The organism is Escherichia sp. MOD1-EC6475, from assembly GCF_003046645.1.
Lineage (GTDB): Bacteria > Pseudomonadota > Gammaproteobacteria > Enterobacterales > Enterobacteriaceae > Escherichia > Escherichia ruysiae.
The window spans coordinates 1-15,562 of the sequence record NZ_PZKQ01000029.1; the positions used below are offsets into that span (position 1 = coordinate 1).

Annotated in this window: 11 protein-coding genes and 1 pseudogene; 6 read left to right on the top strand and 6 right to left on the bottom strand. The window is 43.9% G+C overall.

Annotated features, from left to right (window positions below; genetic code table 11):
• The 5 genes from A7589_RS10510 to A7589_RS10530 form a co-directional block, all read left to right on the top strand.
• On the top strand, positions 1 to 801 hold an 801-nt coding region (locus A7589_RS10510; protein ID WP_133174887.1), incomplete at its 5' end, for a glycosyltransferase.
• A gap of 45 nt (positions 802 to 846) precedes the next feature.
• On the top strand, positions 847 to 1,953 hold the full coding sequence (glf, locus tag A7589_RS10515; protein ID WP_000272502.1) for a UDP-galactopyranose mutase: 1,107 nt from the start codon (positions 847 to 849) through the stop codon (positions 1,951 to 1,953).
• Between the two features lie 26 nt (positions 1,954 to 1,979).
• Positions 1,980 to 2,648: an acyltransferase gene (locus A7589_RS10520; protein WP_001025464.1), complete on the top strand. Its 669-nt coding sequence runs from the start codon at positions 1,980 to 1,982 to the stop codon at positions 2,646 to 2,648.
• Positions 2,649 to 2,796: 148 nt separating this feature from the next.
• On the top strand, positions 2,797 to 3,966 hold the full coding sequence (locus tag A7589_RS10525; protein WP_000704785.1) for a nucleotide sugar dehydrogenase: 1,170 nt from the start codon (positions 2,797 to 2,799) through the stop codon (positions 3,964 to 3,966).
• Between the two features lie 128 nt (positions 3,967 to 4,094).
• Positions 4,095 to 5,435 carry a glycosyltransferase family 2 protein gene (locus tag A7589_RS10530; protein WP_001361241.1) on the top strand — a complete coding sequence of 447 codons (1,341 nt, stop codon included), beginning with the start codon at positions 4,095 to 4,097 and terminating at the stop codon, positions 5,433 to 5,435.
• 120 nt (positions 5,436 to 5,555) lie between these two features.
• Here A7589_RS10530 and A7589_RS10535 read toward each other — a convergent pair whose 3' ends face one another.
• The 6 genes from A7589_RS10535 to A7589_RS10560 form a co-directional block, all read right to left on the bottom strand.
• Positions 5,556 to 6,797 carry a capsule polysaccharide biogenesis protein gene (locus A7589_RS10535; RefSeq protein WP_016242961.1) on the bottom strand — a complete coding sequence of 414 codons (1,242 nt, stop codon included), beginning with the start codon at positions 6,795 to 6,797 and terminating at the stop codon, positions 5,556 to 5,558.
• Positions 6,798 to 6,831: 34 nt separating this feature from the next.
• On the bottom strand, positions 6,832 to 8,859 hold the full coding sequence (locus A7589_RS10540; RefSeq protein WP_016242962.1) for a capsule polysaccharide biogenesis protein: 2,028 nt from the start codon (positions 8,857 to 8,859) through the stop codon (positions 6,832 to 6,834).
• Complete coding sequence (gene kdsB / locus A7589_RS10545; RefSeq protein ID WP_108188832.1) at positions 8,856 to 9,596, bottom strand: 3-deoxy-manno-octulosonate cytidylyltransferase; 741 nt, start codon at positions 9,594 to 9,596, stop codon at positions 8,856 to 8,858. Before kdsB ends, A7589_RS10540 begins: the two co-directional genes overlap by 4 nt.
• 9 nt (positions 9,597 to 9,605) lie before the next feature.
• Positions 9,606 to 11,282, bottom strand: a complete 1,677-nt coding sequence (locus A7589_RS10550; protein ID WP_001301060.1) for a polysaccharide biosynthesis/export family protein — start codon at positions 11,280 to 11,282, stop codon at positions 9,606 to 9,608.
• A 23-nt stretch (positions 11,283 to 11,305) separates the two neighbouring features.
• Entirely contained in the window at positions 11,306 to 12,454 is a 1,149-nt protein-coding gene (locus A7589_RS10555; protein ID WP_000905920.1) for a capsule polysaccharide export inner-membrane protein KpsE, read from the bottom strand.
• Between the two features lie 71 nt (positions 12,455 to 12,525).
• The gene (locus A7589_RS10560; protein ID WP_001298261.1) at positions 12,526 to 13,509 is read right to left on the bottom strand and encodes a KpsF/GutQ family sugar-phosphate isomerase; all 984 of its coding nucleotides are present in this window, start codon (positions 13,507 to 13,509) and stop codon (positions 12,526 to 12,528) included.
• A gap of 794 nt (positions 13,510 to 14,303) precedes the next feature.
• On the opposite strand from A7589_RS10560, the pseudogene A7589_RS10565 reads away from it, so the two are divergent.
• Positions 14,304 to 15,545 (top strand): annotated as a pseudogene (locus tag A7589_RS10565) (IS4-like element IS4 family transposase); the annotation flags it as partial.
• Between the last annotated feature and the right edge of the window lie 17 nt (positions 15,546 to 15,562).

Genomic DNA, 15,562 nt, shown 5'->3' on the forward strand with positions numbered 1-15,562 from the left:
GTTCTAAAAATATCAGATATAAAATTCAATATTATAATTATTGATGATGGTTCAAATGATAACACACAAACAATTTGCCAGGATTATGCGGGAAAATATACTAATGTAGTTTATTATCATCAAGCCAATAAAGGCGCTGGGCGGGCAAGAAACTCAGTAATTCCGCTATGTACAGGGAAGTATACTTATTTTCTTGATGCGGATGATGTTATTAATGCTAAATCATTAGAGCATGCGGTCAAGAAAGCAATTTTAGAAGATGCCGATTTATTACTTATGAAGTATAAAATTGAATATTATGATGAGAAAAAAACAAGAGGTATGTTTAATGCAGATGACAGATTATGGCAGTCATTTGAAAAAGAAAAACATAAAATAAGGAATTATGCTTCTGCTCTGATTAACTATCCATGGAATCGTATTATAAAAACAGATTTACTACATGATGAAAATATTTTCTTTGGTCCTACTGTTGTGCATAATGATATCCCATATCATTGGCATAGCATAGTTGCTGCACAGAAAATATCTTACATCAACGATGATGTTTGTATACATCGTAAGTTTGCAACAAGAAGCCAAATCACAAATATATCTGACAGTCGAAGACTTATGGTATTTGAAGCACTTCGTTATACCCAAGAACGAATTATGCACTATCCGGCGTTCTCAGAAATAAAACAGCAATGGATTAAATTCAGTGTGGAGCTTATTGATTGGGCAAAAGAGCGAATTCCTTCAGATATGCATGAGCAATTTAATGAATATAAAGAAGAGTTTATAAATTCTTTACCAAATTAAATATTCAAAATGAATATATTTTAATAACCATCAACTGGAGATGAAATGTACGATTATCTTATTGTTGGGGCCGGATTATTTGGATGTACGTTTGCTCGCTTGGCAACGGACGCAGGGAAAAAATGTCTTATTATTGAAAAACGAGAACATATAGCAGGGAATTGCTATACGGAAAAAAAACATGGCATTCACCAACATATATATGGTCCCCATATCTTTCATTGCAATGATGATGATATATGGGATTTTGTGAATCGCTTTGCAAAATTTAATAGCTTTATAAATCGACCTATTGCTATAAATAATGGTAAAGCTTATTCCCTTCCATTTAGCATGTACACATTTAATGCTATGTGGGGAGTTCTGACGCCTGAGGAGGCGATTGCAAAGATTGAATCACAAAAGCTTAAGTTAGAACGTAAACCATTGAATTTGGAAGAGCAGGCTCTTTCGCTAGTTGGTACTGATATATACAATACATTAATTCGCGATTACACCAAAAAACAGTGGCAGAAAGACCCTAAAGAATTACCCGCATCAATTATTACCCGCCTACCAGTGAGAATGACTTGGGATAATAATTATTTCTTTGATAAATTTCAGGGTATACCCATTGGAGGATATACCTTAATGTTTGAAAATATGTTGAAGGGAATAGAGGTTAGAGTAAACACTGATTATTTTGCTAATAAAGAATATTTTGATGGGCTAGCGAAAAAAATTGTTTTTACTGGCAAAATTGATGAGTTTTATGACTACAGATTTGGGGAGTTAGAGTATAGGGCATTGAAATTTGAAAATGAACTATTGCCAATGAAAAATTACCAAGGTAATGCAGTTATTAACTACACATCAGCAGATATCCCATGGACAAGAATTATTGAACATAAATATTTTGATGAGGTGAGTGCGGAGGAGGATGTAACAATTATAACAAAAGAAATACCTGATACGTGGGCTAGAGAAAAAATACCGTATTACCCTGTTGGTGATAATTATAATAAAAGCATTTTCAGAAGATATAATGAAATAACAATGACTGATAAAAAAGTTATTTTTGGTGGACGACTAGCTGAGTACCGTTACTACGATATGCATCAAGTCATTAGATCTGCCTTTAATAAATTTGAGCAAGAGTTAGGAAGAAAGTAATCTCGTAACGATAAGGTAAAGATATTATGAATATTCAGCATGGTGAGTTTATTATTAAACTAATAAAGAATAATGGCGGGGAAATTTTAAATCCAAAAATTGATGGGTTAGATGTTGAATTCAAGGGCAGTCAAGGAGGAATTGTAATAATAGAGGAAGGTGCTGTATTTTATAATACAAAAATCCTCTTGGGAAGCATGGGGTGTGTACATATCAAAAAAACACATCCTAGAGGAATTAGAAATACCAAAATAGAAATGGCATGTGCATCAAAGAACAAATCTGTTTTTATTGATGAAGGGTGTTCTATTGAAAGTTCCAGATTTTCAATGGTTAATGAAAATAATATTAGCATTCACATTGGAAAAAACTGCCTATTAAGTTCTAATATTTTATTTCGACCTAGCGATGGCCATACAATCTATGATATAGCGACTGGCGAGATTCTAAATAAATCCAAGCCGATCGTTATCGGGGATCACGTATGGGTTGGTGCTGGCTGTACCTTTTTGAAAGGGAGTAATATTCCAAATAATACAATAATAGGAACGGGATCATTATTGTCGAAAAAGTTTGTTGATGAGAATACTATTATTGCGGGTATTCCTGCAAAAGTAGTAAAAAGGGGTGTTGGGTGGGATCGTGCATATATACCTGTTTATGAACGTGATATGAAGCAAAAAGATAACATATAATCCGCGATGTGAGTGATAAAACTTCATAATCAATAATATTTTGTTATTAATCTATTAGAAAAGTATAAAGAGAATAATTACACTCTTAACTTACTTATATATAACTTCTCGTTAATGCAATTTTTATATAATTTGTAAAGTATCCAATATGAAAATTACCATTTCCGGAGCCGGCTATGTCGGTTTATCCAATGCTATCCTACTTTCACAAAATCATGATGTTACTTTAATTGATATTAACAAACAAAAAGTAAACTTCATTAATGATAAAATGTCACCAATTTTTGATGAGGATATACAATATTATCTGGTTAATAAAAAGTTAAAATTATATGCAACTCAGGATAAGCATTCTGCATATAAAGATGCTGAATATGTAATAGTGGCAACTCCTACTGATTATGATCCAGTCTCGAATTATTTTAATACAAGCTCAGTAGAGGAAGTTATCCATGATGTTATAGAAGTAAATTCTCAAGCAACTATCATAATCAAATCTACAGTTCCCGTCGGCTTTACTGAACGACTCAAACGCGATCTAAACACGAATAATATTATCTTTTCCCCGGAATTTTTACGTGAAGGTAAAGCTCTTTATGACAACCTATATCCATCTCGTATAGTTGTCGGAGAGCGTAGCGAACGAGCAAGAAAGTTCGCTGAGCTTCTCTGTGAAGGTGCTATAAAAAAAGATATTCCAATATTGTTAACGGATAGCACTGAAGCTGAAGCCATTAAACTTTTTGCAAATACTTACCTTGCAATGCGGATTGCTTATTTCAATGAATTGGATACTTATGCCTCCGTTCATGGTTTAGATACAAAGCAAATTATAGAGGGTGTTGGTTTAGATCCTAGAATTGGTCAACACTATAATAATCCTTCTTTTGGTTATGGAGGTTATTGCTTACCTAAGGATACCAAGCAATTACTCGCAAATTATCGTGATGTTCCGCAGAACTTAATCCAGGCTATTGTCGATGCCAATACTACCCGAAAAGACTTTGTTGCGGAGGATATATTAAGTCGTAAACCAAAAGTTGTAGGAATCTATCGCCTCATAATGAAAGCAGGTAGTGATAACTTTAGAGCAAGTAGTATTCAAGGTGTAATGAAACGACTCAAAGCCAAAGGAATTGAGATAGTTGTATATGAACCTGCACTAAAAGAGCCTCATTTCTTTGGTTCTTATGTTGAGCGTGATATTAATTCTTTTAAAGAACGTGTTGATGTTATAGTAGCCAATCGCCGCACGTCAGAATTAGAAGATGTAAGTGAAAAAGTTTATACGCGAGATTTATTTGGTGTCGACTCTTAATTATGTTCAATAATTTAAAATTTTTATGGCTATTAAAGAAAGGTCGATATGTACATGCTTTAGCTGCAATACAAGATGACTGCCGATTTTGGCAGTCAAAACGTATATTGGCAATGTACAGGCTTAATATGTATTGGTCATTACATAATCTTACTGATACACCGCCAGATTGGCGGTGTAAATTAGCAATTAAAATAGCTAAAATTGCCTGTGGTGACATAAGCTTAACTCCGGAATTACTCATGGAGTTTAAAGACGAGTACACAGAAACACATCAAAAAGTTGAGTTAGCAAAAACCTTAGCATCATACTCTCCTGAGTTTTCATTATCATTATTAGATAATGCCGATAATTGTCCCTTAGACTTGTATACAGCTCTTCAATTAAGAATCGGGTTAACTCAAAAAGCTATATCAACACTCGCTCAGATTGATGTCAGTGATATTGTATACTCCCCTGATATATTACTCTTGCAAAATAATGCTTTCAGAGAAACGGCAGAAATCTCTTTAAATAGACTTAACGAATACTATAAGTACTTTGGTTTATCTCCAGTCGCACTTGCAGATAACTCATCTCCGTTGTCACCTTGTAATATTATTACATTGGTTCCTTATCCTGTCCAAACGGGCCCCCTGGTTTCTATTTTAATGACAACATACAATACCGGCAGGCGGGTAGAAAATGCAGTAATATCATTGCTTAATCAAACATATCGTTCATTTGAGCTAATTATTGTGGATGATGCCAGCACCGATGATACGCTATTTCGTCTTCAGAGATTAGCACTCAAAGATACTCGAATAAAAATTATTAGCCTGCCACAAAATGTTGGAACATATGCTGCAAAACGAATAGGTTTAATACAAGCAAAGGGAGAGTTTGTGACATGCCATGACTCAGATGACTGGTCCCATCCTGAAAAATTATTTAGACAGATATCACCTTTATTGTTAAACCATAAACTAATTTGTTCGATCTCTGATTGGGTAAGGTTGCAAGATAATGGGATTTTCTATGCGCGTGCGGTCTATCCACTAAAAAGACTGAATCCTTCTTCTCTGCTGTTTAGAAGAGCGGATGTATTGCAAAAAGCGGGCGTTTGGGACTGTGTTAAAACGGGTGCTGATAGTGAATTCATTGCTCGACTTAAGCTAATTTTTGGTGCTTCCTCTATACATCGTATTAAATTGCCTTTGACACTAGGAAGCCATCGTACCGACTCGTTAATGAATTCACCTACAACAGGATATACATCTCAGGGAATTTCACCAGATCGCCAAAAATATTGGGATTCCTGGTCGCGATGGCACATTCAGGCGTTAAGAAATAAAGAAAGTCTTTACATAGGAAATTCTGATTTCACTAATAAAAATCGACCATTTTCTGCGCCAGACTCAATATTAGTAGATACTAATGCCATCAAAACTGCATTACAAAGTGCTCATGTTAACTTTACCAGTATATAACTTATCACTAAATGTATAATCTATAATATTTATTTTAATAATTTCTTGTGTTTTCTAATTATAGTATGTTAATCATTTATTTAATGAATGGGAGTTTATGAATGGTTATGTTAATGCCATTCATTGTGATGTTTTTTTTGATAGCATAATACAATCTTTTTTATCTTTTTTTATCTTGTTAAAAATCATCTCCCCATAATAAACCCCATTAACCTGCGTCTTCACCAATAAATACCCACGAAACTTCTTAAACAGTTTCATATCCGGTTTAAAATCGGCCTGCCAGAACTGGTGCAAATGCCCTTGATACGTCAAGCCTTTGATGTCGTACAGGGCATTGCCCATCACTTTGAGTGGTTTGTTATGAATCAGTGCAGAGATCCCCGCCGTACTGTTAATCGTCACCACCGCTTTTGCGTGGCGTAATAATTCCGGCATCGGGAGATCGTGCACATAAATGACTCGCTCACCTAAGCCATATTCCTTACTTAGCCGCTTAATTAATGGTCGATAGAGTCTGTGACCGCGATCCATCGGATGATGTTTGATCACCAAATAACTTTCTTTCGGCGCTTTACGCGAAAATGAGTACATGACTTCATTAATATAGTCACGCACATCGTTATAATTGCTGTGGTTACGAATCTGGCTATCGTTATATACCTGCAAAACGGCAAGATAATAACGCTGGTCCAACTCGTTCATTAACCTCGGTAATACCTTACGCTGTGTTACCTTGTAAAGTTGCTTGCGCCAGTATGCACGAACCCAGCAACGTGCTTCATACCAGGGGGAAAACGATTTATGGTGGCGGTAGCGAGGGAACTCATGGCGGTAATGCCAGCCCATCAGGTAATACCACATCGCATGACCTATACGTTTCATCGTTGAAGGTTTTAAGTTCTCAACGTGCGGCGTAGGCATATCTGGTAACTTACGATAAAAATCCGGATCGCGCGGTAGCGATGAATATGCGTTTACTCCGCCTTCTTCAACGGTAATAAATTGCGGGCGTAAATATCCTTCCTCAAATGCCAGAAAGCGGATCCCTTTCGACTTTGCCCAGCGTTTTGCTTCTTTGTGCAATGGGCGGCAGTCACCAAAGCAGAGGATGGTATCAAAGTCATATTGCCGATGGAGATCCCGTAACCATCCGGGAAACTCTTTCGGCGTTTGGTAGTAAGCCAGGTATTGTCGATGGCGGCAGTAAAAACGATCCCCACCGTTGAATACAACATTCACAGCGTTACGTCCTAATGACTCTAACCATTCGGCGACGTCATTGAAAAAAGGTCCCATCGGCCCCTGCAATAGCAGATATTTTTTACCGGATAATAAAACGGTTAGTGCATTACCTTGCATAAATAATTTGCGTAATAGTCAACTATAAAATTGTTTAGCCAAATCTGACCTTGCAGAACATAATTAATTTGCGGTAATAGCGTATGACTCGTCCCGCTTTTTTTCGGGTAATAAACATCGGCTTGCGCGGCGTCTGGATCAAATATTCCGCCGCCTCTTCAACCGTAATAGGTTGTAGCCGTGTTGGGTGGATATAGGTTGGATAAACAATCAACGCCTGATAGATCAAATCTGCTAACGTTAATTTTTGTTCGCGGCGCGGGCAGTGATGTTCATCAACGGTTAAACCCCAACCGGCATAGAAGGGCAGGCCGTAACAATGAACTTGCTTGCCATGTAATAACGCTTCAAACCCGGACAATGATGTCATGGTGTGCACTTCATCTGCGCGCTGAATGCATTGAATAATATCTGCGTCCAGTGCCTGATAATCAGCGAGTTCAGCAATTAGTTCTGTCGGAATATTGCCCTTGCGATTCCCCACCAGTACATCCGGGTGCGGTTTATAAATAATGTAAGCGTGCGGATTGCGCTCGCGTACTGTGCGTAATAACTCAAGGTTGCTCTTAATCGACACAGTGCCTGTTTTAATTGAGGCATCGTCTTCTACCTGACCCGGCACCAGGATGATTTTTTTATCTTGGGCTTCGACAGGCAGAGAGAAATCGGCTCCCAGGTTGTATTTGCTCAGTTTGCTTTCAACCACCCGTTGCCGCAACTTCTCAGCTCGCATCTGCTGCGCCAGCGTTAGCTGGCTATGATTAAGCAGCACTTCCAGGTCGCTGGGGCGCGTGGCGTCATAGTAGATCCCGCGTTTATCCAGCACCAGCGATAGCGGTGGCAGCAGGTCAGAGCCAAGTCCGGATGAACGCAGAAAACCATCTTCCATTCGCCATAACGGCAGTGATTTTCGTTGCGCTTCGGCTCGCCATTGCTGTTCTCCCTTTACACCCCATACCACGCAAGCCGTCGCCGCAGTACAACGGCGTGAATAACTCAGTCTGTTTGTTGCGGTACTCAAGAAAGGTTTCAGGATTGCCGACTTCCACAGCGTTAAGCCTGGCGCCCATAAATAACCATTACGCTGTTGCAGATGTCGACGTTGTAATTGCAGCCATTGCAGCACAGTAAATATATCGCTTACTTCTCCCGTTTGCGGATCGATATAGCGACAGTAACGCAGGTATGCAGCGGCAAAAAGTTCCTCCAGCGTGGCAGAACCGCGTCGGGCAGATAACAAAGCGGACTGCGGATGACGATCGTCGGTTAAGCCCCAACCTGCATACCAGGGCTGGCCGAAACATGTTACTGGTTTTCCTGCCAGCAAGGCTTCAAAGCCGTATTGGGATGTCACGACGTAAACCCGGGAAACGTGTCGCAATAGCGACTGCGGGCTGACATTCTCGGCAATCAAACGTACTCGTTGCGTGGCACGCAGATCAGCGAAATAACCTGTTTTCTTTCCTTCCAGGACATCCGGATGCACCTTCACCCAAATTTCGGCTTGAGGATTTTCCGCCATCGCAGCTTCCAGCATGGCAGCAAACTCATGCGGGCCAGCATTGCCATACGTCACTGACATATCATTAAATGTCTGATCGACAACCAGAACGATGTCTGAACGTTCTGACTCATCAGCCACAAACGCAGGTGCCAGGTTATATTTCGACAAATCCCCGGTCACGATGGTGTGCATCGCTTCTCTGGCCAGGCTTATCAGAGCTGTATTTCCGGCTTTATCCTGTACCAGTTTCTCCAGTGCTGAAGGCTTGCTGGCATCGTAGTAAATGCCACAATCATCCACCACCAGAGAAAGCGGCGGCTCGCCATTGACGCCAAGATCCAGCGAACGCACAAATCCATCTTCCAGACGAATGACGGGTTTTCCCGCTGCTTTGGCGATGGCGACTGGTTTCGCCGCGCTGGGACGATGTCCCCACACGGCGATAGCATCAACTTCTTGCGGAACAGGGCGCAGCAGAGAAAGTTTCTGGCACGGTTGCGCCAGAAATTTCTCCAGATGCGGAATACGCCAGATACCGGACGAGAAAATGCCAATCATGCGTTTTCAGCCAGTTCCTGTGCCATCAGGACGCGCACTTTTTCCAGACATGCTGGGGTGTCGACGCCCGGACCGGTTGCGGCAACCTCAAATGTGCGGATGTTGATCCCCGCGCTCATCAACCGCAGCTGCTCCAGTGATTCTGCCTGCTCCTGCATGGACTCCGGTAACTGGCTGTAGTTTTGCAGCACATCGCGACGATAAGCGTAAATACCAACGTGTTTCAGGTAGCGCGCTTTTTCAGCATTACGCGGATACGGAATAGGCGAACGGCTGAAATAAAGCGCATCCTGGCGGGTATTTACCACCACTTTTACCGTGCTTGGCTCGGTCGCTTCTTCGGCAGAAATCGCGTGGCATAGCGTTGCCACTGGCAACGCGGGGTCATCACGCATTCCTTGTAACAGCGTTTCTACATCCCGCGGGCGAATCATTGGTTCGTCGCCCTGCAGGTTAATGTAGATATCTGCCTCGACTTTATGCATCACCTCGACCAGCCGATCGGTGCCGGATTCATGATCGTTGCGCGTCATGATGGCTTTCCCGCCAAATGCCTGCACGGCCTGTTCAACACGCGGATCGTCTGTTGCCACCCAAACTTCCGCAACGCCCGCCACCTGTAACGCACGCTCGTAAACATGCTGGATCATCGGTTTACCAACAATATCGAGCAGTGGCTTACCCGGCAGGCGCGATGAGCCATAACGAGCCGGGATGACAATAACAGCTTTGCTCATTTCAACTCCTTACAAAGACAGAATCACTTTTGCACCCACCGCCAGCTGATAGAGGATGGTGGAAATACCACGGGTAACTTCAATGTTTTTCGATTCATATTTCGGCAGAACCATAATCTCATCGCCCGGTTTGAGTGAATCCACATCTTCTGCGTTGACGGCTGCACCGTTCTGACGAATGACGATAATTCTGGCGTTACCCGATTTCTGCGTCAGGCCACCGCATTTCTCGATGTAATCCTCGGTGGTCATACCCTTCTGCCAGCTCACCGCGTTCGGGAACAGCACTTCGCCATGAACCATAACCAGCGATGTTTTCTCCGGAATATTGATGACGTCGCCATCTTCAAGCAGAACAGAATCAATATTGGATTCGTTGAGGATCACTTCACCTTTCGGAACCACGGTGCGTGCTTTCGCCACAAAGCGGCTGATCAGTTGTGCTTCCTGCATTCGCAGGCTGGCTTCTTCTTTGGTGGATGACTGGGCAGAAAGTGAGGCTTCCTCCAGTTTTTGCAGCGAGAGATTCAGCATCTCTTTCTGACGCTGAGCTACTGATGGGCGATAAAGCTGAACCGCGTTCATCTGCGACATGCTGTTCGGGCGGACTTTTTCCAGAACCGCACGCATAGTGGAACCATAAGGCAGTACCATGGCATGTTCACCGGAGTGCGCGCCTTCAACCCGCACCTGAATGGTGCCGGCATAGCGGTCAGTGCTCACGATTAAGGTATCGCCATTTTGCAACATACGGCCTGGTGCAGAACTGATCGGATAGTATTCGCTGCGTTTTTGCAGCCCCTGTTTACGCATAATCGTAATGTGAGTCGCGCCAGGCTTAGGGCGCGCCCAGCTCAACGCTTCCGTTACGGGAATGCTGCTTTCGCGGAACTCAAAGTCGTAGCTGTTAAAGACATCGCCCTGAACGCTGAAAGTATGCTGACGCGGCCCGACGATGATGGTGTCACCATCGGCGAACTGCGAAAGCCCCAGTTTGCCGTTCAGCAGGAAGTCGTACAGGTTGACGTTGGAGCGCACGCGGTTACCGCGCTTGACCACAATATCAACGTAACTTCCGCGCTCTGGATCAACGCCGCCAGCCTTGATCAGATAATTGAGTAACGAATCAGACGTCACACCGCCATACAGACCAGGATTACGCACAAATCCGGTCACGTACACTTTTACTGGCTGCGCCTGTAATAAGGAGGCGTAGACGTTGACGTTGGACTGGTACACTTCTTTCACTTTGGATGTGACCAGGGCATTTAACTGACTATTACTGACGCCAGCAACTTTCACCGGACCAACGTTCGGCAGGAAAATATTACCTTTGGGATCAATCTGTAACGCACCATCAAAGGTGAACGCACCCCACAAGCGAACCTGAATGCTATCGCCCGGATTCAGAATATAGTCAGGGTTGAATCCTACCGTCGCACCGCTATCCGCGCTGGTGCCGTTGAAAAGTTGAGCACCAAACATGCGGCTCATGACCACCGGCGGTGCGGGCGGCGGGGTATTGTCAAAGCCGCTCATGTTTTGCGTATCCGATTTTTGTCCGCTCAGAATACCGGTAAGCGGCGCTGCTCCTGTCAGGTTTGGGTCAGCGTTAATATCAATGGCCGCGCTGGCCTGCGCAGCCTGACAGGCGGCAATCAGTAAAATTGATTTCAATAATTTCATCACAAACTCATTCAGCGACAGCGTTAATCTCGGTGATCTTCAATAACAGCCAGCAACAGTTTCAGGGTGCCGAACAGCAGGCAGCACACCAGTAACCAGCAGGCGATCAAATAAGGGATATTTGGAAAAGACGATTCCTGCGGCAACTGTGGCGAACTGATCACTGACAGCACCTTGAGCTTACGAGCCGCTTCTACACGGGTCTTTTCAATGGAGGTCAGGGTCAGTTTGTACAGCTCGGTGTTGAACTCTACTTTTGATTTGATTTCTTCAAAATCCACCGCCATACGGTTTAGCTTGTCACCCTGCGGCGCTGTGATTTTGCTTTTTTCTTCGTCAATTTGTGCCTGCAATGACTGAATCGCATTACGCGCACTCACAACTTGCGGGGCGTCCTCACGCAGATACGTCAGCAAGTTCCGCAGGTCCGCTTCCATCTGGATCTTCTGGCCCATCAGCGTATTCACTAACGTGCTCGCCGCCTGTGCCTGTGCCTGTGGATCCAGAACGTTGTTGTTGTCTTGATAAGAGAGCAATTCCGCTTTGCTGGCGTCCAGACGCTGGCGTGCCTTTTCCATCTCCGTTTCTGCAAAGGCAAGCTGGTCACGCGCGATGCGATGTGACATCTCATTGATAAAGCGCTCTGACTCTTTCAGCACGGTTTGGTTAAACTTAAGCGCAAATTCCGGGCTAAAGCCCTGCGTCTGAATATTCAGTAATCCGGTTTTATCGTCATACGAGACGTTGATACGGTCCTTGTAGTACTTCAGGAAGCCTTCTGCGGTTTCATCCTTGCTAAGATGATTAAGAAAATCGAGCCCGCTGTGGCTAAACGCTTCACGAAAATTTAGTTGCTTATCCAGCGCCGCCAGCATATCCGGCGAGTTGATGTACTCTTTCAGATACAACGCATCTTCTGCGGAACTGGGGTTAGAGGCACCCAGAAGCAGACCAAAATTCAGGCTGCCGCTGTTTAAATCATCCGAGCGTTTAATGGCGACTTTCGACTCGCTCATATAGCGAGGCTGGCTGAAGATAGCCAGATAGATCAGCAGCACCGCCATCGGTGCCAGAATGATGATTTTCGCCAGGTGTTTTTGGATATCTGCCAGTGAGATGGCAGACAGACGAGCACGCATCCAGGATACGGCAGACTTCACTTTTATCAACATGTAACGATTATCAAAGTTTCAGTGGGGCGCAAACTCAATGAGAGACTAACCTCTCGCACCCCGTTGCTTAATTAGTCGAAAATGCGCACAAGGCCAGTGACTTTATTTGCCTTGTTGGTCACCAATAACGTTGAGACGCGGTGCTTTTGCATTTTTTCTTCCGCTTCAATGATCATGGTGTCTTCCGGTAGCGTCAGCGGTTCACGTGTCATCATCTGCGCAGCCGTGGCGGATGTCAGAGAATCCTCTTTTTCCATAAAGCGACGCAGGTCACCGTCGGTGATAATGCCCGCTAGCCCACCTTCTGCGTCTTCTACCATCACCATTCCCTGGCATCCGCTGGTGATACGTTGAATCACGGTTTTAAATGACGCATCCAGCTGTACCGCAGGAACATCATGCTGCATGACATCAGCAACGCGGGTCAGCAGGCGACGACCTAATGAACCGCCCGGGTGATAGCGCGCAAAATCATTCGGCATAAATTTGCGTTGGTGGATCATGGCAATCGCCAGCGCATCGCCGATCGCCATCGTCAGCGTGGTAGACGTTGTTGGTGCAAGATTATTCGGGCAGGTTTCATTCGCCATGTGGAGTTCCAGCACGGCATCAGCATTTTTCGCCAGCGTGGAATTTCCATTATTGGTAATGGCGATAATTCGGTTGCCGAAATTTTTCAGTGAAGGAACTAGCTTGAGGATTTCATCCGTTTCACCGCTGGCAGAAATAAGGATCAGAAGATCGTAAGGCGTAATCATGCCCAGATCGCCATGGAAAGCTTCTGCAGGATGAATAAAGAAACTAGGCGTACCCGTAGAGGCCAGCGTCGCTGACATTTTACGACCGACATGCCCTGATTTACCCATTCCCGAAAGAATAACGTGACCTTTACAGTTCATTATCAAATTAAGGACACGCTGGTACTGCCCGGAATCCAGTTGTTTAGACAAGTTTTGTAATGCTGCGCCTTGTTCTGCCAGAGTCTGGCGAACAGAGGTAATTAGATATGGATCGATAGTACTGCTCTGGTCATCAGGTAAATGTCTTTCAGACATATCAGCTCCTTTGCACGGAAATAATGCCACAGTCACAGCAAACCCGAACCCACTATAATTTATTTATGCTAAATCAATGGGTTGTAACAAAATTTTTAATGAATATAAAACCATGGTCAGTCCATGCTTATATGCAGGACTTATCACCTTCTTATTAAGTCGCAATGTCTCATGGAGGTGCGAAGATGCTGCAATATTACAGGCGAGAAGGGGAACCAAATTTTGCCCACCTATTTAACACACCCCTACATTATGAACAAGGAATTTAGGATTTTTATCATTTATTAAAATGTTTCCTACTTGACTATTAAGACCAAAAACAATTTATCAATTGATTATTTCCTCGTAAAAAAAGAACGTATGACCATGTTATTAATAAATAAAACACGTAAATAATGGTGATGTTGTTTTATGATTAACTATTTAAGAACGGTATAATAAACAGGTTGACAATTTCTATGTAAAGAAGAAAATAATAAAATTTTAGCGGTGACTATTGAATGATATGATAGTTGTGGTGTTGATTATTTCTGGTAATGAATGCGGAATTAAATCTGGCCGGATTGTATTTTTGCTATATCTATTTTTCAGGAGATTATTATTAAATAGAAAAATAACAATGGTGATTATCTCTGGTTGAGTTGGAGTCACGTATGCCAGCGAGTGCTTTCTTCCGGGCCTTCCTTCACTTCAGAGAAAGAGCCTATGGAAAAGAGGCAATCATCAGGTAATGCCGATCAGTTAAGGATCAGTTGACCGATCCAGTGGCTGTGTAAGAATCCGGAAACGCTCACTTGTTTCCGGATTTTTTTATGCACATTGGACAGGCTCTTGATCTGGTATCCCGTTACGATTCTCTGCGTAACCCACTGACTTCTCTGGGGGATTACCTCGACCCCGAACTCATCTCTCGTTGCCTTGCCGAATCAGGTACTGTAACGCTACGCAAGCGCCGTCTTCCCCTCGAAATGATGGTCTGGTGTATTGTTGGCATGGCGCTTGAGCGTAAAGAACCTCTTCACCAGATTGTGAATCGCCTGGACATCATGCTGCCGGGCAATCGCCCCTTCGTTGCCCCCAGTGCCGTTATTCAGGCCCGCCAGCGCCTGGGAAGTGAGGCTGTCCGCCGCGTGTTCACGAAAACAGCGCAGCTCTGGCATAACGCCACGCCGCATCCGCACTGGTGCGGCCTGACCCTGCTGGCCATCGATGGTGTGTTCTGGCGCACACCGGATACACTAGAGAACGATGCAGCCTTCCCCCGCCAGACACATGCCGGGAACCCGGCGCTCTACCCGCAGGTCAAAATGGTCTGCCAGATGGAACTGACCAGCCATCTGCTGACGGCTGCAGCCTTCGGCACGATGAAGAACAGCGAAAATGAGCTTGCTGAGCAACTTATAGAACAAACCGGCGATAACACTCTGACGTTAATGGATAAAGGTTATTACTCACTGGGACTGTTAAATGCCTGGAGCCTGGCGGGAGAACACCGCCACTGGATGATACCTCTCAGAAAGGGAGCGCAATATGAAGAGATCAGAAAACTGGGTAAAGGCGATCATCTGGTGAAGCTGAAAACCAGCCCGCAGGCACGAAAAAAGTGGCCGGGACTGGGAAATGAAGTGACAGCCCGCCTGCTGACCGTGACGCGCAAAGGAAAAGTCTGCCATCTGCTGACGTCGATGACGGACGCCATGCGCTTCCCCGGAGGAGGAATGGCGGATCTGTACAGTCATCGCTGGGAAATCGAACTGGGATACAGGGAGATAAAACAGACGATGCAACTGAGCAGGCTGACGCTGAGAAGTAAAAAACCGGAGCTTGTGGAGCAAGAGCTGTGGGGTGTCTTACTGGCTTATAATCTGGTGAGATATCAGATGATTAAAATGGCGGAACATCTGAAAGGTTACTGGCCGAATCAACTGAGTTTCTCAGAATCATGCGGAATGGTGATGAGAATGCTGATGACATTGCAGGGCGCTTCACCGGGACGTATACCGGAGCTGATGCGCGATCTTGCAAGTATGGGACAACGGTAATGACTCCAACT

Coding starts and splice junctions, on each gene's coding strand:
- glf (WP_000272502.1), top strand. CDS start 847: ATGTACGATTATCTTATTGTTGGGGCCGGATTATTTGGATGTACGTTT.
- A7589_RS10520 (WP_001025464.1), top strand. CDS start 1,980: ATGAATATTCAGCATGGTGAGTTTATTATTAAACTAATAAAGAATAAT.
- A7589_RS10525 (WP_000704785.1), top strand. CDS start 2,797: ATGAAAATTACCATTTCCGGAGCCGGCTATGTCGGTTTATCCAATGCT.
- A7589_RS10530 (WP_001361241.1), top strand. CDS start 4,095: ATGTATTGGTCATTACATAATCTTACTGATACACCGCCAGATTGGCGG.
- A7589_RS10535 (WP_016242961.1), bottom strand. CDS start 6,797: ATGCAAGGTAATGCACTAACCGTTTTATTATCCGGTAAAAAATATCTG.
- A7589_RS10540 (WP_016242962.1), bottom strand. CDS start 8,859: ATGATTGGCATTTTCTCGTCCGGTATCTGGCGTATTCCGCATCTGGAG.
- kdsB (WP_108188832.1), bottom strand. CDS start 9,596: ATGAGCAAAGCTGTTATTGTCATCCCGGCTCGTTATGGCTCATCGCGC.
- A7589_RS10550 (WP_001301060.1), bottom strand. CDS start 11,282: ATGAAATTATTGAAATCAATTTTACTGATTGCCGCCTGTCAGGCTGCG.
- A7589_RS10555 (WP_000905920.1), bottom strand. CDS start 12,454: ATGTTGATAAAAGTGAAGTCTGCCGTATCCTGGATGCGTGCTCGTCTG.
- A7589_RS10560 (WP_001298261.1), bottom strand. CDS start 13,509: ATGTCTGAAAGACATTTACCTGATGACCAGAGCAGTACTATCGATCCA.